The following is a 19,929-nucleotide window of genomic DNA, read 5'->3' on the forward strand; positions in this document are numbered from 1 at the left end:
AAAGTAATATGTTCTTGCTTAAGCCTTGCCAAAGTATATTAGATTTACCCCGTTTAAACACGCGTTAAGTTTAATTAACCTAAAAAAGCGTATCAGACTGTCCTAAAAATTAAGAGCAAAATTTACCAAGCGTTTAGTTAAACATTTAACCTGATTAACAAAAATAATTAATTAAAACGTTTTAGCAAATTTTGTAAATACTTTGTTCTACGCTCTGCCTTATGAGCTAAAAATTAGTAGCGTTATTTGAAGTTATTGTTTAATCGATGATTCGCGCAAAATTAAGTTGGCGGGCAAAATAATAGCATGGTCTTTTTTACTTTTTTCCGAAGATGTTAATTGACCAAGCAATATTTTTATTACTTGTTTTGATATATCTTCTATGGGTTGCGCAATAGCGGTTATGGAGGGGGTATGCAACCGGAACAAATCATGATCATCGAAAGATACAACGCCTATATCGGCAGGAATTTTAAGCCCCAGCCGCTTAATTGCCTCTAACCCTCTCACGCCTAAGTAATTGGTGCCAAACACTATCGCATCTATCTGGTTATTCTCTTTTAAAAAAGAATATATTTGCGCAATGGTTATTTCGGGATCTTCCTCAAACAAGACTTTCTTGATATATTTATTCTTGTTTAGTTTCTGGATGGCTTTTTCATAGCCCATCTGACGGTTCTCCATTTGGGTTTGCCCCGATTCGATGGTAATAAAAGCAATATCTTGAAAGCCCTGCTGGTTCAGGTGGTTGGTAGCCATATAAGTACCACCAAAATTATCTACAACCACATAATTGGTAAATAAATCGGGTAAATACCGGTCGAATAAAATTACCGGCAGTTTGGCGTTAATTAGTTCCTGAATTTCTTCTTCGATGCCTACGGGTGGGGTAATAATGTACCCATCTACGTGCCGATCGCGGAACATGCTAATTAATTCCTTTGTCTTGGTGGTATTATTTTCGGTACTGCAGTATAATATTTTATAGCCCTCTTTGTACGCGTTCTCTTCAATTAGCCGGGCAATATTGGCAAAGAAAGGGTTAGCAATATCTTCTACAATTAACCCAATAATATTGGTTTTGCCCGTTCGCAAACTTTTGGCTAACTGGTTAGGTTTATACCCCAATTCATCAACCAACTTTAATACTTTTTCGGTTACACTATCGCTAATACGTCTTTCCTTGGCTTTCCCATTTAAAATAAAAGAAACCGTAGTGATGGAAATATTAAGTTTCTGGGCTATATCATTAATGATTGGCCTCTTTTTAACGGTATTTTCCATGTCGCTTTGTAGTATAGTACCTTTTGGATTAACAATTCGGGCAAAAGTAGGATTACCTGAACCAAGTTCTCATTAAAAGAACGCAACGCATTCTTTTTGGTGGAGGATGTTAAATTAAATTTAATAAAATTGTAAAGCTTTTTTACCTGTTTATATATTTTAAGCGGCATTTTAACTTACCTTACCGCACTTTCCAAAATTAATCTGTTTTAATTTTCAGGAGTATATTTTAAAGTCAATGGTAACGTTGCCGTTTTGGCGGCGCCTGTACCTAAATTCGGCTATTTGTATATCTTTAATCTTTAGGTACTCCGGCGGTGGTATTAACAAATTTACTTAATCTGGGTACTAGCCGCTAAATATTTTAAATAGCTTTCTCTATTTTTTCTACCCCTCCCGACCTACTTCCCCGGAAATATTTATTTATATATTTTTTTATTTGGTTTATTGCCCATGTAAAACGTCAGGTTGCCGCCGTTCATAATAGCACTGTGCAACAGAGTTGGTATGGTTAATTCTTTACCGTTTAAGATTACTTTTTGTACGTACACATTTTTATCCGACTGGTTCTTGGTATCAATCCGGAATGTTTTGCCGTTTTCGAGTTGCAAGGTGGCTTCTTTTACGGCCGGGCTACCCAAGGCATATTCTTCGGAGCCAGGGGCTACCGGGTAAAAACCAAGCGTACTAAATAAATACCAGGCGCTCATCTGGCCGCAGTCGTCGTTGCCGCCCAACCCATCGGGAGTGGGACGGTACATTTTTTTCAGAATCATCCGGATGCGTTCCTGCGTTTTCCAGGGCTGGTCTGTCCAGTTGTATAAATACGCAGCGTGGTGGGCAGGCTCGTTGCCGTGCACGTAATTGCCAATAATGCCCTCGCGGGTAATATCCTCGGTTTCGGCAAAGAATTTATCGGGCAGCTCCATGGTAAACAAGGAATCGAGGTGCGGTACAAACTTTTTATTGCCACCCATTAGAGCAATTAAATCAGCAGGATTATGCGGTACGTATAAACTATAGTTCCAGGCGTTGCCTTCAATATATCCCTGGTTGTGGGTACTTAGTACATCAAATTCTTTCTTAAAAGTGCCATCGCTCAGCTTAGGCCGCATAAACCCGATTTTGGCATCCCATACGTTTTTGTAATTTTCGGAGCGCTTCATAAATTCCTGGTAAATATCCTGGCGGTTCAGTTTCTTGGCCATTTGGGCAATGCACCAATCGTCGTAAGCATATTCCAGGGTTTTAGACACCGACGAGCTGTTTTTATCTTCGGGCACAAAACCGAGTTGCATGTAATATTCCAGGCCGTCGTAATATTTGGTGCGGGCGGTTTGTACGCAGGCATCCAGGGCTTTATTCGCGTCAAACGGCGCGTTGCCTTTTATCACGGCATCGGCAATAACGGGCACGCTGTGGTAGCCAATCATACACCAGTTTTCGTTGGCGTGGTGCGACCAAACCGGCAGCATTTTATGCACACTTTGCTCGTAATGCGCCAGCATCGACTGCACCATATCGGCGTTGCGCTTGGGCTGAATTAAGTTAAAAAACGGGTGCAGCGTGCGGTAAGTATCCCAGAGCGAGAAGGTGGTATAGTTGGTAAAACCTTTGGCCACGTGGTTATTTTGGTCCAGACCGCGGTAATTGCCGTCTACGTCCATGTAGGTAGTTGGCCCCAGGAACGTGTGGTACATGGCGGTATAAAAATTAACCAGTTCCTTTTCGTCGATGGCTTTCACCGCAATTTTATTAAACTCCTTGTTCCATAAATCCTGGCTCGCTTTTTTGGCTTTTTCGAAATCCCAGTGCGGAATTTCGGAGCGCATATTTTTTAAAGCGCCTTCCGTACTTACCGGCGATAAGGCAAATTTTATCTTTATTTTTTCGCCTTCGGTGGTTTTAAAATCGAAATACGCGCGGAACTGCTTGCCGGCAAATTCCGGAAAGTTTTTGGTCTGGTCGAACTTCCGCCAGAAGCCACGGTACACTTGGGCCTTGGAATAATCTTTGTTGCCGTACTGGTAAAAGGGTTTCGAAAAACTCATGGCAAAATAGACCGTGCGGGTGCGGGCCCAGCCGTTCGTTTGCCGATAACCGGTAATCAAGGTATCGTTCTCTACGCGCATAAACGTCCACACATTTTTCTCATCGTGGTTGTAAATGCCGGCCATTAAATCCAGGATTATATGCGATTGGTCCGATTTCGGGAAGGTATATTGGTGAAAACCCACCCGGTTGCTGGCCGTTAATTCTGCTAAAATATTGTGGTCATCGAGCTTTACTTTATAATAGGCGGGCTCGGCTACTTCGTTTTTATGGGAAAATACCGAGCGATAGCCACTTTCGGGTTTGGCTTCCGTGCCTGGATTTAACTGCAATTTGCCCGTAGTGGGCATTATTAAAAAATCGCCCAAATCGGAGTGGCCGGTGCCGCTAAAGTGCGTATGGCTAAAGCCCACGATGGTCGGGTCGTCGTACTGGTAACCGGCGCAATATTTATAGACCTCGCCGTTGTATTTGCCGTTTACCGCATAAGGTATAGTATCCGTATCGGGGCTGAGTTGCACCATACCAAAGGGTACCGTGGCACCCGGGTAGGTGTGGCCCATTTTAGCCGTGCCAATTATCGGGTTCACGTACTTTACCCAATTAGTGGTTGGTTTGCTTTGCGAAAAAACCGCCAAGGGAACAATACAGAATAAAAAAAGACTAATCTGACGCATTTGAACTAATAATAAAACCAGTAACTCTTTAGCGGGCACTTAAAAGGTTAGCGGCAATATTTTTTAAATATCTCTTCTTAGACAAGGCATTATAAAAGAATATTTTGGATGGAGAGCCTAAAAGATGCTTCTATACATGGTAGCCGGGAATAAATAATTACTAACCCAACTACTGTGTTTAAGCAGGTACATACATCTGGCTAAGCGCAGTAGTTGGGTTGTTTAAATATTAAGCCAGTAACTTTGGTTTCTCCTGGTAAGTTTTCCAGAGGAACTCCCCAAAAATAGTATTGGCCCAGGCAAACCACGAACGGGTAAATTTCTCGGGATTATCTTTATGGAAAGACTCGTGCATGAAACCGGTTTTGCCGTGGGTTTGCCGCAAAGCTTCTATACAAGCCCTGATTTCGTCGTCGCTGGTGCTGGTTAAACCCCGCATCACAATACTCATGGGCCAAATCATATCCTGGCCTACGTGTGGCCCGCCAATACCTTCGCCGGCTTTACCTTTAAAGAAAAACGGATTGTTTTCGGATAATAAAAATTTACGGGTGTTCTGATAAACCGGGTCGTTTACTTTAACGGCATCCAGGTAAGGCAACGACAATAAACTAGGTATATTGGCATCATCCATCAGGTAATTACTCCCAAAGCCATCTACCTCAAAGGCAAAAATTTTACCGTGTTGCGGATGATTTATAATGGCATATTGCTGTAACGCTTTTTCCACTTCGTCGGCGAGGTCTTTACAAGCCGTAGCGGTGGTTTTGTCGTTGAACAGTTTTTCCAGCATGGTGGCGGCCTGGCGCAAACTTACTACTGCAAAATAGTTAGACGGTATTAAAAAAGAATATACCGTGGCATCGTCGCTGGGCCGGAAAGCCGAACAAATTAAGCCTACGGGTTTTACCGGGTAACCGTAACCGCTCATGGGCAAGGTATCGGTGGCAACAGCTGTTTCGCGCTGAAACCGGTAAGGGCCTAAATTTTCTTTGCGTTGCTGTTCCCGGAAAACCTGCAATATGGTTTTAATTGCCTTTTGCCACTGCGCATCAAAAGGTTTGGTATCGCCAGTAACCGACCAGTAATTATACGCCAGCCGGATAGGGTAACACAAAGAATCGATTTCCCATTTGCGTTCATGTACACCGGGTTTCATGGCGGTTTTATCTTTGGCCCACTCTCCTACTTTGGTTGGCTCATGGTAAAAAGCATTGGCGTAGGCATCGTGTAAAATACAAGTGGTTTGTCGGTTTATTACCCCGGCAATTAATTGTTGCAACGGCGCATCTTTCCGGATAAACTTAAGATAGGGCCATACCTGGGCGGTGCTGTCGCGCAGCCACATGGCATCAATATCGCCGGTAATTACATACGTATCGGGGCGGTTATTCTGGGTGGTAAACGTAACCGTTGTATCCAGGGTATTGGGAAAGCAGTTCTCGAAAAGCCAGCCCAGCTCTTTGTTTTTAACCTTTGATTTAAATTCGGTAATGGCGCCTTCTACCGCTTTGCTTTTAAATTTACGATTTGCCAGAGGCGTACGTACCACCGGGAACTCCGGTGCTGCTGCCCAGGTGTGCTGGTTTAATAAAATGCCGGCACCAACTAAAGCCGAACTTTGCACAAATGATCTTCTGTTCATGTATGAATATTTTTCCGGTTTAAAATAGCAGGTACCGGCCACAGCAATTTAATACCCTAAGTTGGTGCTATAATTCTCTAAGCCCACCTGCCTGTTTAAAATTTAGATTATTTTTTCTCTGCTTTTTAAACCGGGAAAGCTTTAAGCAACGGCTTTCCCGGCTTTAAGCTTATTTATTCTGATCAGAGTAAGAATATGGGTAAGCGGCCTCTTCGGTACCCCGGCGGGTATTAGGCTTATTTTCCATTTTAAAAGTAATTTTGCCGCCTTTTAAAATATCGAAATGATCGATCCAATTCTTGTCGTAGTTTTTGCGGTTTAGTTTTACGCTTTCTACATATAGGTTTTCGGCACTGTTATCGGGGGCTTCAATGGTAAACTTTTTGCCGTTTTCCAGATTTAAGGTTACTTTTTTAAATAAAGGGGCACCCAAAACGTACTGGGTAGTGCCTGGCGTAACCGGGTAAAAACCCAGAGCCGAAAACACATACCACGCCGAGGTCTGGCCGTTGTCTTCGTCGCCGCAATAACCATCGGGGGTACCTTTATACATGCGGTCCATTACCTGGCGTACCCAGTATTGCGTTTTCCAGGGCTCGCCGGCGTAGTTGTATAAATAAGGCATGTGCTGAATAGGCTGGTTGCCGTGCGCATACTGGCCCATGTTGGCAATCTGCATTTCCCGGATTTCGTGAATAACGCCGCCGTAATAAGACTCGTCAAAAACCGGTGCCATGTTAAATACCGAATCGAGCATGGCTACAAATTGTTTTTTACCACCCATTAAATTAGCCAAACCGCGAATATCCTGGAAAACCGACCAGGAATAATGCCAACTGTTGCCTTCGGTAAATGCATCGCCCCACTTAAACGGATTAAACGGTGCCATAAATTTGCCGTCTTTGTTTTTGCCGCGCATTAATTTGGTTTCGGGATCAAATAAATGCTTGTAATTCTGGCTACGCTTGGCGTACAAATCAATTTCGGCTTGCGGCCGGTTAAGCGCTTTAGCCAACTGGTAAATGGTGAAATCGTCGTAAGCGTACTCGAGCGTACGGGCGGCATTTTCGTTAATTTTTACATCGTAAGGCACGTAACCTAGCTCTTTGTAGTACTGCGCACCGGCCCGGCCAACGGCCGTCATTGGACCTTCGTTGTTCGCACCTTTCAGCAAAGCTTCGTACAAAATATTTATATCGTAACCGCGCAAGCCTTTAATATAAGCATCCGACACGACCGAAGCCGAATTATTGCCCACCATAATATTGGCGTAACCCGGGCTCGACCACTCCGGTAACCAACCACCTTCTTTAAAATCGTTAATGAGGCCTTCCTGCATTTCTTTGTTAATGCCTGGGTAAGCCAAATTCAGGAAAGGATATAATGCCCGGAACGTATCCCAGAAACCAGTACCGGCAAACATATAACCTGGCAAAGTTTTGCCGTTGTAGGGGCTGTAATGCATAATTTGGTTAGAAGCATCGAGCTCGTACATTTTGTGGGGGAAAAACAACGTACGGTAGAAGCAAGAGTAAAAAGTGCGCATCTGGTCGATGGTTCCCCCTTCTACCGTAATCCGGCTTAAGGTTTTATTCCAAATATCTTTGGCTTTTTGCTTAGTAGTTTCAAAATTATCGTTAGCCAGTTCGCGTTTTAGATTTAGTTCGGCCTGCTCAAAACTTATAAACGACGAGGCTACTTTTAAGCCTACCTTTTCGCCTTTAGCGGTTTTAAAACCCAGAATAGCACCTGCGTGGTTTGCCTTTATTTCTAAAGAATCTTTTACCAGAACGTTGCCCCGCCAGGTGCGGGCTAAGGTAAAGGGCTTATCGGTGTAGATTACAAAGTAATTTTTAAAATTGGGTAAGGGCCCGCGGCTATAGCGGGTAGTGTAGCCAATAATCTTTTTTTCCTGCGGAATAACTTTAATATACGATCCCCGGTCGAAAGCATCTACCACCACGTAAGCGCTATCGGTTTTTGGGTAAGTAATCCGGAACTGGGCAGCCCGCTCGGTGGGTGCTATTTCGGTGGTTACATCGGCATCGGCCAAATACACACTATAATAATAAGGTTTGGCAACTTCGGCTTTGTGCGAAAACCAACTGGCGCGGTCGTCCTGGTTAAACCGCAGCTTACCAGTAACCGGCATTATCGAAAACTGGCCGTAATCGTTCATCCAGGGCGATGGTTGGTGGGTTTGTTTAAATCCCCGGATTTTATCGGCAGCATACGTGTAAGCCCAACCGTCGCCCATTTTGCCGGTTTGGGGCGTCCAGAAATTCATACCCCAGGGCACTGCAATAGCCGGATAGGTGTTACCGTTAGATAAGCTGGGTTTAGAATCAGTTCCCATTAAAGGGTTTACCCACTCTACCGGGTCCGATACTTTTTGGATAAACTGGGCTTTTGCTCCTACCGAGACAATTAACCCCAAAGCCAGAATAATTTTTTTCATTAAATAGTTAAAGCTTTTAAATATTTCTTTTATCGGGAGTTAACCTTTACAGGCAAATAAATATGCGCTCCCTGGCTAAATTAATGATATCTGCCTTTTAATGCTGGCAAAACATAAGCATATATTCCGACCAATATTTTAAAGACAAATAAAATGGATGTAAAAAAATGTAGTTGCAAGCTAAAACGTTTTTGCAAAACTTACTAATTTTAAGACAAATTTGCCGGCTATTCCAATAAAAACCAATGTTGAATGAGTTTAGCAGGCCCGGTAAATCCGGAAAATTCACGGTTGCTTTAAGTAATTGATTTAAACAAGAGTAGCTTATACACTTTAAGTATCCTGATAAAAATAAAAACTACAAATCATGAAAAAATTAGTAACTACTTTCTGCTTTAGCTTGCTGGGATTTATTTCGGCTATGGCGCAAACGCCAGCTCCTACCAATATCCCTGCCGGGCAACAGGGCGGCAATCGGATGCGGCAATGGTCTACAATAGGTACTTACCATAGCAAAGATTCGCTTACCCAAGGTGCCTACACCCTTATTTTTGTAAACAAAGATTCGGCGTTTCAGCAAAATGGTGCCCCGGTAAAAAAAAGAATGATAGATGCTTTCTTTACTGTTTATCCGCAACAAGCCAAACGGTTTAACCCCAATACAGCTACCAAAGTAATATTTATCATTGACCCCGGTTACCAAGGTGTGGCAGCTACCAGTGGCAATATTATCCGGTACAGCCCTAAATGGATGCTGGAACGCCCCGGCGATATTGATGTAGTAACCCACGAAGTTTTTCATGTGGTTCAAAATTATGGCCGCGGTGCCGGACCGGGTTGGTTAACCGAAGGCATTACCGATTACGTCCGGTATAAATTTGGAGTAGATAATGCCGGGGCCAACTGGTCTTTAACTGAATTTAATCCGAGCCAAAGTTATACCAACAGCTATCGCATTACCGGCCGGTTCTTGGCCTGGCTGGAAAAAAATGTACGACCAACCTTAGTAAATGAGTTGGATGCTGCTTTACGTTCGCATACTTATACCCCCGAAACCTGGACCAAACTGACCGGCAAAACGGTAGATGAGCTTTGGCAAACCTATGCTAAAAATCCGGTTTTGTAATATTTAATATAGATTAAAGTAAGCATAACCCGGCAGGAAACTACCGGCAATAAAAATAAAGTAACAAAAGCTCGTTTAAACAGTAAAATAAATATTTATATAACGAATTAAATATAGAACTGTATTGTTGAAAGTTATAATTCCTAAACCAAGACAGAAACGGAGTTAAAAAATTTTTACTTTAATAATATTAGTGTTTAATTTACAGTAGTACTTTCACAAAAGTAGATAATAATTAACTAATAGCTTATTGTGTTAGTAATTTTTAAATAAGCTCTTTAATTAGACAAAAATTTGCTAAAACGTTTTTCTAAAGTGGTCTAAGTAAAATTTAAACGTAGCTAAAACGTTTTGCCCAAACTCACATTTTTATTTAAATATAAATCTTCTCCGCTGCCTATGTAAAAACAAAACCCGTTTCAACATTTTATCTCAAAACAGTTTCAATCCCCATTTGGCATTTTGTCCTGAAAAGCAATCTGTCTTAAATAACATCTTGTTTTTTGCCAGAACATTTTCCTTTGGCTTGGCAAGATTTTATACAACTAAAACATTTAATATTTTAAGAGATAACCTCTAAAAAACAGAAAAATGAATATTCCTTTTACAACAAAGGTTAAATTCAGCCGGGCCGCTCCAGCGTTGTTACCCGACAGAAATAAAACCTTAAAGTACTCTTTTCTTTTATTTTTCCTGCTTTTTGCATCTGCTTCTGCTTTTGCGCAAAAACAAGTTACCGGTAGGGTTATTGGCGCTACCGATAATGCAGCCTTGCCCGGTGTAACCGTAGTAGTAAAAGGCACAAACACTGGCACTTCTACTGATGCTGATGGAAAATTTGCTCTAGAAATGCCCGCCGGCCAGGATGTGCTTACGTTTACCTTTATTGGCTATACCCCGCAAGATGTAGCAGTTGGTAACCGTACTACAGTAAATGTTACCTTACGCGAAGATGCCAAAGCCCTGGAAGAAGTAATTGTAGTAGGTTACGGTACCCAACGGCGCGAAGAAGTAACCGCTGCGGTAGCCAACGTAACCCAAGAAGAGTTCCGGCAGTCGGGTGCCCGCAATGCTCTAGATTTGGTGCAAGGGAAAGTAGCCGGACTGGTTATTACCAGAAGTAGTTCTAACCCCAATACGGGCGTTGCAATTCAGTTAAGAGGTGTTGGCTCTATCAATGGTGGAAATAGCCCTTTGGTTGTAATTGATGGTATACCCGGAGGAAATTTAGATTTATTACAGCAGGATGATATAGAATCAATTAGTGTTTTAAAAGATGGTTCGGCGGCCGCTATATATGGTACCCGGGCCAATGGCGGGGTAATATTAGTTACCACCAAGAAAGGTAAAGCCGGCAAAGCACAGTTCGATTACAACACCTACTTTAGAAAAGAATACGAAAGAGACCGCCCCGATTTTATGACAGCGGACCAATGGCGGGCCCGAATTGCTGATAAGACTTGGAACAGACCGGACCTAGGAGCTAGTACAGATTGGTACGGATTGCTGCTTAATAAGCAAAACTTAACCCAAAATCATAACTTAGCTTTATCGGGCGGCGGCGAAAATACAACTTACCGGGCAAGTATTTTTTACCAGGATTTGCAAGGAATAGCCCGGGAAAATGAGCGTAAGCAATACGGCGGACGGATTAGTATTAACCACACTGGCTTTCAGGATCGCTTAACCGCTCAAATTAACTTAGCCACCAACTTTAACAATGCCAATTTGCTTGGTGGTGGTGGTTGGGAGAGCTCGCTGCAAAGAAATCCTACCCAATCGGTTTATAACCCAGATGGAACTTACTTTTTTGAACCCACTACCACTAACCAAGTGGCCAGGTTAGCACAAGAAACGAACAAACGGCAACAGCAAACCACCTCCGCCGATGCAAAGTTCTCTTTAGAAACCTTAAAAAACTTAAAAGCATCGGTATTTGTGGCGGTACAGCGCAATAACATATTAGACGGAGCGTACCGGCTTTTAGCCTCTGAATCGTCAGTAGAAAATGCTGATGCACCAGGAGGAGGTTTTGCTTCCAGAAGTACCTCTTTAAGCAATGCCTATACCTTTGAACCCACTATTGATTATAATACCACCATTGCAGGTAACCATCATCTGAATGCTGTAGTGGGCTATAGTTACCAGTATTTTGTTAACGAGGGATTCGATGGTAGTAATTTTGGCTTTGTAAACGATATTTTCCGGGAAAACAACTTAAACGCAGGTACCCAATTACGGCTTGGTAGAGCGGGACTAGGAAGCTATAAAAACGATAATAAATTAATTGCTTTTTTCGGGAGGGCAAATTATTCCTTTAATGATAAATATTTATTGTCTTTGATTCTGCGGCGGGAAGGTACTTCGCGTTTTGGAGCCAATAACAAGTGGGGTAATTTCCCGGCGGTTTCAGTAGGCTGGAATATTACCAATGAAGGCTTTCTGGATGGAGTTACCTTTATAGATAATCTGAAATTTAGAGCCGGTTATGGCGTTACCGGTAACCAGGATATTGGTAATTACAACTCCTTGGTAACTTTGGGTACAGGCGGTTCTTATCTTTTTCCCGATGGCATTTACCGGCAAACATACGGTCCTACCCGGAATCCGAATCCTGATTTAAAATGGGAGGAAAAACACGAAATAAATGTTGGTTTGGATTTTAGCTTACTAAATAACCGTTTAGGAGGTTCCATTGATGTGTTCCAGCGCCGGATCGTAGATTTAATAGGTAATTACCAATCGCAACAGCCTCCTTTTATTTTAGATAATATTAATGCAAATGTGGGTACCTTGGTTGGTAAAGGAATAGAACTGACCCTGAATGCACAAGCCCTGAAAGTACAGGATTTTACCTGGAACATTGATTTAATAGGAAGTACGGCTAGCTCCAGATTAGAGTCTTTTTCAAACGATGTGTACAAAGCTCAGGAAAGAACATTTGGTGGTATTCCGGGCCCGGGAGCATTAGGTGATGCTATTTTAACCAGAGAGGGCGGTAAAATAGGAGAATTTGTGGGTAAACGCTTTGCCGGTTTCGATGATAAAGGAAATTGGCTTTTCTACAAACGCGATGGTTCTAAGGTACTGGCCAATCAAATAAACCGGTCAGTAGATCCTAATGTAACCGATCTGGCCGTAATTGGTAATGCCGTTCCTAAATACTTTGCTTCCTTAACCAACGACTTCCGTTACAAAAATTTAGGATTACGGGTATTTCTCAGAGGCCGGTTTGCCTACGATATTCTAAATGCACAGGCGATCCAATATGGCAATACCGTGGCTGGCACCAACGTCCTAAATAGTGCCTTTGGTCGGTATGCTGAATTAGCTGGTCAATCTCTCCAATATTCTGATTATTTTATAGAAAAGGGCGATCATGTGAAATTAGATGAGGTTACTTTGAGCTATAACTTTAAATTAAACACAGCTTATATGCGCAACTTACGGGTTTATGCTACCGGTGCTAACTTAGCTACTTTTACCAAATATACCGGGACTGACCCTGATTATATAGGCGTTAATGGCCTGGGACCCGGTATTCAAGGTTTAGATATTTACCCAAATACCAGATCATTCCTGATTGGACTTAGTGTAGGTTTTTAAGAATTAAATAAATGAAGCGTATACATAAAATACTAAAAACAGCGGCGTTGGTACTGCCGTTTATGGCAATAAATGCCTGTACTGATCTGGAAGAGACCCTTTACGATCAAATTAAGGATAGTGACTTCTATAACAACAAAAATGAAGTATTATCAGCGGTATTAAGACCTTATACCCACGCTAATGCCTGGAGTTCACCCGGGCAGGACGGCTACTGGCGTTTAAACGAACTTTCGGCCGATCAATTGGCGTGGCCTACCAAAGGGCGCCACGGCTTTGATGGCGGGAACTGGATACGGTTGCATTACCACGAATGGACACCCGATGATGGTACTATTGCCGGTGCCTGGCGGCTAATGTGGTGGGGCATGGGCCTGTGTACCAGTCCGATTGAAAATATAGAAGCTAAGAGTATTGCCAGCATGGGCATTACGCAGGCCGAAAAGGATGCTTATATAGCTGAATTAAAGTTATTAAGAGCATATCATTACCTTAAAATAATGGACTTGTGGGGCAATGTGCCTATTGTAACCAAAGTTGGTGAACCAATAAGCCCACCTACTCAGCCCAGAGTAGAGGTCTTTAATTTTATTGAGAAGGAAATAAAAGATAATATTGATAAAGCGCCAATTTTATCTGGGGCCATGAACGGCCGGATGACCCAAGCGGGTGGTTATGCCATGTTGGTAGAATTATACCTGAATGCCGAAGTTTGGACCGGAACAGCCAGATGGGATGATGCGATTGCGGCTGCCGATAAATTAATTTCGGGTGCCGCCGGCGGTATAAATGGTCCCGCTGCTTTAGATCCCAATATTACCGATACGTATAAGCCTACCAATCATACTTCTAAAGAAATTCTGTTTGGCATTGCTTATGATTTTCAGAAGGGAAGTTTTGCGCCGCAATGGCCAGGAGATTTCTATTATTTCAACCAGCGAGATATTTACGGCGGAGGCCGTAACGGTAACGATGGGGTAGTAGTTATTCCGGGCGTTTATACTACTTTCTCGGATAAAGATTTGCGAAAAAAAGAATGGATATTAGAAGGGCCGCAGTTCCGTTTTGATAATCCTACTAGACCGGTGCTTGCTTCGGGTGGGAATGAATACAATGGACAGCCCTTGGTGTTTGTAGATAATATCAGAAGAAATAGTACACTGCAACCCGGCCAGGATCCCAATACCCTGGAATCTAATATGAATACAGGAGAAGAAAACAGCGGCGTACGATTCAATAAATACAAATTGGGCGATTTGGCTCATCCGAGTTATAATAGTACCGACTGGGTTTTATATCGTCTTTCCTGGATTTATTTTGCTAAAGCCGAAGCCTTAATGCGCAAGAATGGTGGAAACGCAACTGCCGAGGCCGTTCAGTTAATTAATACGGTTAAAAGCCGGGCTTTTGCCCCTGCAGATTGGGCAACTATGCAATACACTACCACAACTTTAACCTTAGATGAACTGTTAGCCGAAAGAGGCCGGGAGTTTATATTTGAAGGCTGGCGCCGCCAGGATTTAATCCGGTTTGGTAAGTTTTCTACTGCTTCCTGGTGGGATCACAAACCAAGCGCTAAATTCAGAGAAATATATCCCGTTCCAAGAAGACAAACTGTTTTAAATACTAATCTGAAGCAAAACACAGGTTATGAAGGATTATAATTAGTACTTACTTTTCACTTAAAAAAGCTCCGTTATAGTAATATTCCGGAGCTTTTTTAATAAACTTTCTTTATTACTGATTCATTCTTTTTACCTATCTGATTTATATTTTCTGCTTAAGAATATTTCGGTTGCTCTCTGGGAAAAACTAACCGGTAAAACCCTGAATGATCTTTGGCTAAATTATTCCCAAAACCCTACCTGGTAAAACAAGTGCCCTTTAAAACCCTTAGCCATCTTATCTTTATCACAAACAAAAGCCCGATGAAGAAAACCCTAATTTTTCTGTTTCTATTCTTGAACTTAGTTATATCAACCCGCACAGAAGCCCAATTTAAACCCTCCGCAACAAAGGAGTTGCAACAATGGCTAAATTTAGAAAGAGATAGCCGCCCCGCTTTAAACAGCCAATCTTTTGCCAATCGGCCCTTAAACCGTAAGCAGGTAACCGCCATTACCGCCTTATTGTACCAAGACCGAAAGGCCATTATCCAGTCAGCGTGGGCAAAGGCCTGGCAGCAAAAAACATTTGAAAGCGGCCCATATACATTTAAATTTGAGTATAAAATATTTGGCGAAAAGCCCCGCGACGGCCGAAGTCTATATATTTCGTTACACGGCGGCGGCGGTACTACGGCGGCGGTAAACGATCAGCAATGGCGTAACCAAATTAAACTGTATACCCCAGCCGAAGGCATTTACGTAGCCCCACGGGCACCTACCGATACTTGGAATATGTGGCACCAGGCCCATATCGATAGCTTTATTACCCGTTTAGTTCAAGCGGCAATAGTTTTTGAAGATGTAAATCCGAATAAAGTATATGTGCTGGGGTATTCGGCGGGTGGCGATGGCGTATTTCAGTTAGCCCCGCGCCTCGCCGATTATTGGGCGGCGGCCGCCATGATGGCCGGTCACCCCGGCGATGCCACGGCTTTAAACCTGCGCAATATTGGTTTTACCATTCACATGGGTGGCAAAGATGCCGCTTATAAACGCAACGAACTGGCAAAAAAATGGTCGGTTTTACTCGATAGCCTGGCCCGCATCGATACTGCCGGGTACCGCCATTGGGTTAAAATTTACCCGGACCTCCCCCACTGGATGAACCGGCAAGACTCCACCGCCATAGCCTGGCTGGCTAAATTTACGCGCCAACCCTTACCAACTAAAGTAATCTGGCAACAAGACGATGTATTAAAAACTCAGTTCTACTGGCTGGCGGTTTCACCTACCCAAGCCAAACCCGGCCGGCAAATAGTGGCAACCTACCAGAAAAACGAAATAAATATTCATAAATCAGATTACGATACCATTATGGTAAATCTGAATGACAATATGGTTGATTTTAAAAAGCCGGTTGTGGTACGCTGGCAAGGAAAAGAAATTTATAAAGGCAAAATACCGCAAAGTTTGTTACCTATTTGGGAATCGGTAGAAAACCGAACCGATAATAATTTGGTATTTAGTGCCCGGTTGGTGCTTTGCCCCGATAAAGTTATAAAAACCACACCTTAACCAGAAAGTAGGAGGGCTTTAACTGGTAAGCTTTTACACATAATAGTAGCTTAAGCTTACCGGTTCCTTAAATATCTTCGTTTACGAGGGTGTTTATTTGGTTTAAATCTGATAGGTAGGTAGAATCTAAAATTGAGGCCGTGGCATCGCGGACCTTTTTCATGACCAACCGGATTTCGCATGTTTCTTCGTTTACACACTCATCGCAGCGGCGGTAATATAAATGGCTCACGCACGGAATAGGTGCCAAAGGTCCATCTATCATCCGGATAACATTGCCCACCGATACTTGGGCAGGATTTTTTGCCAGTGCGTAGCCCCCGTTTTTACCGCGGGTACTCTGCAAAATGCCACCAGTTTTTAAATCAACCAGAATAGCTTCCAGAAATTTACGCGGAATCCGTTCTTCACGCGCAATATCCGAAATCAGGACCAGGCCTTTATCGGTATTTTTGGTTAAGTAAAGAAGTGCTTTAAGGGCGTATTTCGCTTTTTTCGAAAGCATAGGCAATTGTATCTACCCGGCTTTAACTTTAAATTTCTTTTGCAGTTCCTGGATAGAAGCTTTAAACTTTTTGTCAGTATCAATTAAATCCGATACGGTTTGTACCGAATGGATTACCGTGCTATGGTCGCGGCCACCAAAATGATAACCAATAGATTTAAGCGAGTGGCTGGTAAATTCTTTGGCAAAATACATAGCCACCTGCCGCGCCGTTACAATTTCTTTTTTCCGGGTTTTGGCCTTAAGCGAATCTACGGTTACTTCAAAGTATTCGGCTACGGTTTTCTGAATAAAATCCAGGTTAACCTCCGCTTCTACATCTTCAATAATGTGTTTTAAAGCGCCTTTAGCCAGTTCCAGATCAATTTCTTTGCGGTTCAGGAGCGACTGGGCCATCAGCGACGTCAAAACACCTTCCAGTTCCCGCATATTGGTATCTACGGAATAAGCCAAATATTCAACTACGTTATCCGGAATATAAATGCCATCCGACTGCATTTTCTTCTGAATAATGGCCATCCGGGTTTCAAAATCCGGGCTTTGCAAGTCGGCGGTTAAACCCCATTTAAACCGAGATAGCAACCGTTCTTCCAGGCCTTTGAGGCTGCGCGGCGGCAAATCCGAGGTCATCACGATTTGCTTACCAGATTGGTGCAGGTGGTTAAAGATGTGGAAGAACATTTCCTGGGTTTTTTCTTTACCACTCAAAAACTGCACATCATCTATTATCAGAATATCTACCAATAAATAAAAATTGGCAAAATCCTGCACGCTGTTGGTCTTTAAAGATTCGATGAACTGGTTCACGAACTTCTCCGACGATACGTACAACACAAATTTTTCGGGATTGTTGCTTTTAATATGGTTGCCAATGGCCTGCACCAGGTGGGTTTTGCCTAATCCTACGCCCCCGTAAACCATTAGCGGGTTAAAAGAGGTAGTACCAGGTTTATTTGCCACCGCATAGCCGGCCGACCGCGCCAAACGGTTACAATCGCCTTCAATGTAATTATCGAAATTGTAAGAAGCGTTTAATTGCGAATTAAGAAAATTCCGGTCGATGTTTTTAGATTCGAACGGATTTTTTAAAAAATGCTGCTCCGGTTGGTACGAATTGGCAATGGCCTGCGGCACTTTTTTTGTAGGAATATTTACCGTTTGGGGTTTATTAAAATTATCGCCCCGGTCTACTATAATAGAATATTCCAGCCGGCCCTCACTGCCGAGTTCCTGATAAATAACTTTCTTGAGCAAACTTACATAATGCTCTTCCAACCACTCGTAAAAAAACTGAGTAGGAACCTGTATCGTCAGAATATTATCTTTTAGCGACAAAGGCATAATCGGCTCGAACCACGTTTTGTAGCTCTGCTCGCCGATATTGTCTTTGATTACCTCCAGACAATTCCGCCATACTGTCGTACAGTCTTTTACCGTCACATTCACCTGTTATTGCGAGTTTAATGAAGCCTGAAGGCCGTCCATATTATTTATGGGGGTTACAAAAATGTAAAAAAATTAGTAAACAAAAAATTATTTATTCACGAAGTTTTTACATCTGAACTTAAAGGCAACACCGTACTGGCTACACCCATCTTTTGTTTTGATTGCCGGTTAAAGCTAAAATCCAGGCGCCCGAGGTACAAACCATCTTTCCCCACCTGGTTTATAAGAGTATATTTTCCGTTGGGCTGGGCAACTTTAATGGGTTCATTTAAGAACGAATGCGTGTGGCCGCCCAATATTAAATCTATATCGGGTACCTCCTGCGCCAGTTTAAGGTCGTTTACTTTGTCGGGTTCGCTGGCAAATTTTAAACCAAGGTGCGAAAGGCAAACCACCAGGTCACATTTTTCGGTTTGCCGGAGCTGTTTTACGGTTTCCTGCGCTTGGGCCAAAGGGTCGAGGTATACGGTTTGGGCATAATTGCGACTGTCTACTAAGCCGGCTAGTTCTATACCCAAGCCAAATACCCCTATTTTTAATCCGGCACGCTTAAATATTTGGTATGGTTTAAACTGATTTTTAAGAATGGTGCGGCTAAAGTCGTAATTGGCCGTTAAGAATGGAAAGCGGGCATGCGATAATTGGCGCTGCAGTCCTTCCAGGCCATTATCAAAGTCGTGGTTACCCAGAGTAGCGGCATCGTACTGCATCCCCGACATAAGTTTATACTCCAGTTCGCCGCCAAATAAATTAAAATAAGGCGTACCCTGCCAAATATCGCCGCTATCGAATAAAAGTACATTGCTTTCTGTTTGCCGGATTTGCCGCACCAAAGCCGCCCGGCGGGCGGCTCCGCCCAAACCAGCATTGGCGCGGCCATCGCTGGGGTACGGGTCGATACGGGAATGCACATCGTTGGTATGCAAAATGGTTAATTTAATACCATCGGTGGCCCACAATTGCTTTGGCAAACCAATCAGGCTTAATCCGGCGGCCCCCGCTACTGTATTTTTAATAAAATCTCTTCTGTTCATGCTTAAAACGTTGGCCAATGTTTAGGGCTGTACTTTCATCCGGCCATCGGTTTGGGCCTGTATAAGTTTGTGCTGCGCTGTAAGTTGCCGAATATGGTTAACGAGCGCTTCGCGGGCCATAATGCCCACCGGTTCTACCGCCGTAGCCTCTTTCAGGAAAGATAGATCGTCGCCGCCATTGGCCAGGTAATCCGACATTACAATGCGGTATTCTTTCTGCAGCGACAGTGGCTGACCATTAATTAATATATGAGTAGGCTTTGCGTCTTTTATGATAAAGGTGGCGTTTTTAAAGATAAGTTGCTGGTTACGGGCAGCTTGGTTAAATAATTTTTGTACGGTTATGCCGGGCACTGTAACTACTACCAATTGGTTTTCAAAAGGCGAGAGCTCAAAAATATGGCTTAAAGTAACAGGGCCAGCCGGTAAAGTCGCCCGTAACCCACCGGTGGTCATCAGGCTCAGGTCAATATTTTTTTTGTACAGCGGTAAAGCCTGTGCCAATTGTACATCGGCCACAAAATTTCCCAAAGCCGATTCGCCGGTGCCTACTTTCCGGAGCTCCTGCGCTGAGGTTCCGAGTACTTCGGCCATTTGCCGGGCCATTTGCTGCCGGTACGGCGCAATTAATGCTTCGGTAAGCGTATCGGCCGGTACAGTGGCATCTAGTTTTATATCGGTATCGGGCCGGAGCGACGCCGAGGGCTGAAAAGCAGGTTGGCAGGCAAAAAAAGAGAAAGCAAGGGCAAAACTATACAACCATTGCCGGTAAGGTAAAATACGCATTTGCTAAAAATAAACCACAAAATTAAGGCAAAGTATGGGTTTAGGCAACCTTAACTTTTACTTAAAAACTTTTTACCGGTAAACAGACGGGTGTAAAATATTGTTCCGGCCAAGCCGGCGAATACAGA

At 43.1% G+C, this 19,929-nt stretch carries 12 protein-coding genes; 4 read left to right on the forward strand and 8 right to left on the reverse strand.

What is annotated here, in order from left to right; genetic code table 11:
- Window positions 1–252: 252 nt before the first annotated feature.
- The 4 genes from ACO1R6_RS14190 to ACO1R6_RS14205 all read right to left on the reverse strand — a co-directional run bounded on the left by ACO1R6_RS14190 (window position 253) and on the right by ACO1R6_RS14205 (window position 8,116).
- Window positions 253–1,284 (reverse strand): LacI family DNA-binding transcriptional regulator, encoded by a 1,032-nt coding sequence (locus ACO1R6_RS14190; RefSeq protein ID WP_486265547.1) that lies wholly within the window; start codon window positions 1,282–1,284, stop codon window positions 253–255.
- A 419-nt stretch (window positions 1,285–1,703) separates the two neighbouring features.
- Window positions 1,704–4,013 carry a GH92 family glycosyl hydrolase gene (locus tag ACO1R6_RS14195; protein WP_486265548.1) on the reverse strand — a complete coding sequence of 770 codons (2,310 nt, stop codon included), beginning with the start codon at window positions 4,011–4,013 and terminating at the stop codon, window positions 1,704–1,706.
- Window positions 4,014–4,242: 229 nt separating this feature from the next.
- Entirely contained in the window at window positions 4,243–5,658 is a 1,416-nt protein-coding gene (locus tag ACO1R6_RS14200; RefSeq protein WP_486265549.1) for a glycoside hydrolase family 125 protein, read from the reverse strand.
- Window positions 5,659–5,827: 169 nt separating this feature from the next.
- Complete coding sequence (locus ACO1R6_RS14205; RefSeq protein ID WP_486265551.1) at window positions 5,828–8,116, reverse strand: GH92 family glycosyl hydrolase; 2,289 nt, start codon at window positions 8,114–8,116, stop codon at window positions 5,828–5,830.
- A gap of 367 nt (window positions 8,117–8,483) precedes the next feature.
- Here ACO1R6_RS14205 and ACO1R6_RS14210 point away from each other — a divergent pair, with 367 nt between their 5' ends.
- From ACO1R6_RS14210 to ACO1R6_RS14225, 4 genes are all read left to right on the forward strand, one after another.
- Window positions 8,484–9,242 (forward strand): basic secretory protein-like protein, encoded by a 759-nt coding sequence (locus tag ACO1R6_RS14210; RefSeq protein WP_486265552.1) that lies wholly within the window; start codon window positions 8,484–8,486, stop codon window positions 9,240–9,242.
- Window positions 9,243–9,833: 591 nt separating this feature from the next.
- Window positions 9,834–12,848 (forward strand): SusC/RagA family TonB-linked outer membrane protein, encoded by a 3,015-nt coding sequence (locus ACO1R6_RS14215; RefSeq protein WP_486265553.1) that lies wholly within the window; start codon window positions 9,834–9,836, stop codon window positions 12,846–12,848.
- An 11-nt stretch (window positions 12,849–12,859) separates the two neighbouring features.
- Window positions 12,860–14,512, forward strand: a complete 1,653-nt coding sequence (locus ACO1R6_RS14220) for a RagB/SusD family nutrient uptake outer membrane protein (protein WP_486265554.1) — start codon at window positions 12,860–12,862, stop codon at window positions 14,510–14,512.
- A gap of 297 nt (window positions 14,513–14,809) precedes the next feature.
- Window positions 14,810–16,030, forward strand: coding sequence for a dienelactone hydrolase family protein (locus ACO1R6_RS14225; RefSeq protein WP_486265555.1), 1,221 nt, complete (start codon window positions 14,810–14,812; stop codon window positions 16,028–16,030).
- 67 nt (window positions 16,031–16,097) lie between these two features.
- On the opposite strand, the gene ACO1R6_RS14230 is transcribed toward ACO1R6_RS14225, so the two are convergent.
- From ACO1R6_RS14230 to ACO1R6_RS14245, 4 genes are all read right to left on the reverse strand, one after another.
- Entirely contained in the window at window positions 16,098–16,535 is a 438-nt protein-coding gene (locus tag ACO1R6_RS14230; RefSeq protein ID WP_486265556.1) for an RrF2 family transcriptional regulator, read from the reverse strand.
- Between the two features lie 12 nt (window positions 16,536–16,547).
- On the reverse strand, window positions 16,548–17,975 hold the full coding sequence (dnaA, locus tag ACO1R6_RS14235) for a chromosomal replication initiator protein DnaA (protein WP_486265557.1): 1,428 nt from the start codon (window positions 17,973–17,975) through the stop codon (window positions 16,548–16,550).
- 101 nt (window positions 17,976–18,076) lie between these two features.
- A complete protein-coding gene (locus tag ACO1R6_RS14240) occupies window positions 18,077–19,015 on the reverse strand; it encodes a bifunctional metallophosphatase/5'-nucleotidase (RefSeq protein WP_486265558.1) in 939 nt (312 codons plus the stop codon).
- A 21-nt stretch (window positions 19,016–19,036) separates the two neighbouring features.
- Window positions 19,037–19,801, reverse strand: a complete 765-nt coding sequence (locus ACO1R6_RS14245) for a 5'-nucleotidase C-terminal domain-containing protein (protein WP_486265559.1) — start codon at window positions 19,799–19,801, stop codon at window positions 19,037–19,039.
- Between the last annotated feature and the right edge of the window lie 128 nt (window positions 19,802–19,929).

The organism is Adhaeribacter sp. (assembly GCF_057359045.1).

Excerpts from the sequence above, each read along its gene's own strand:
- ACO1R6_RS14190 (WP_486265547.1), bottom strand. The coding sequence starts at position 1,284 with ATGGAAAATACCGTTAAAAAGAGGCCAATCATTAATGATATAGCCCAG.
- ACO1R6_RS14195 (WP_486265548.1), bottom strand. The coding sequence starts at position 4,013 with ATGCGTCAGATTAGTCTTTTTTTATTCTGTATTGTTCCCTTGGCGGTT.
- ACO1R6_RS14200 (WP_486265549.1), bottom strand. The coding sequence starts at position 5,658 with ATGAACAGAAGATCATTTGTGCAAAGTTCGGCTTTAGTTGGTGCCGGC.
- ACO1R6_RS14205 (WP_486265551.1), bottom strand. The coding sequence starts at position 8,116 with ATGAAAAAAATTATTCTGGCTTTGGGGTTAATTGTCTCGGTAGGAGCA.
- ACO1R6_RS14210 (WP_486265552.1), top strand. The coding sequence starts at position 8,484 with ATGAAAAAATTAGTAACTACTTTCTGCTTTAGCTTGCTGGGATTTATT.
- ACO1R6_RS14215 (WP_486265553.1), top strand. The coding sequence starts at position 9,834 with ATGAATATTCCTTTTACAACAAAGGTTAAATTCAGCCGGGCCGCTCCA.
- ACO1R6_RS14220 (WP_486265554.1), top strand. The coding sequence starts at position 12,860 with ATGAAGCGTATACATAAAATACTAAAAACAGCGGCGTTGGTACTGCCG.
- ACO1R6_RS14230 (WP_486265556.1), bottom strand. The coding sequence starts at position 16,535 with ATGCTTTCGAAAAAAGCGAAATACGCCCTTAAAGCACTTCTTTACTTA.
- ACO1R6_RS14240 (WP_486265558.1), bottom strand. The coding sequence starts at position 19,015 with ATGAACAGAAGAGATTTTATTAAAAATACAGTAGCGGGGGCCGCCGGA.
- ACO1R6_RS14245 (WP_486265559.1), bottom strand. The coding sequence starts at position 19,801 with ATGCGTATTTTACCTTACCGGCAATGGTTGTATAGTTTTGCCCTTGCT.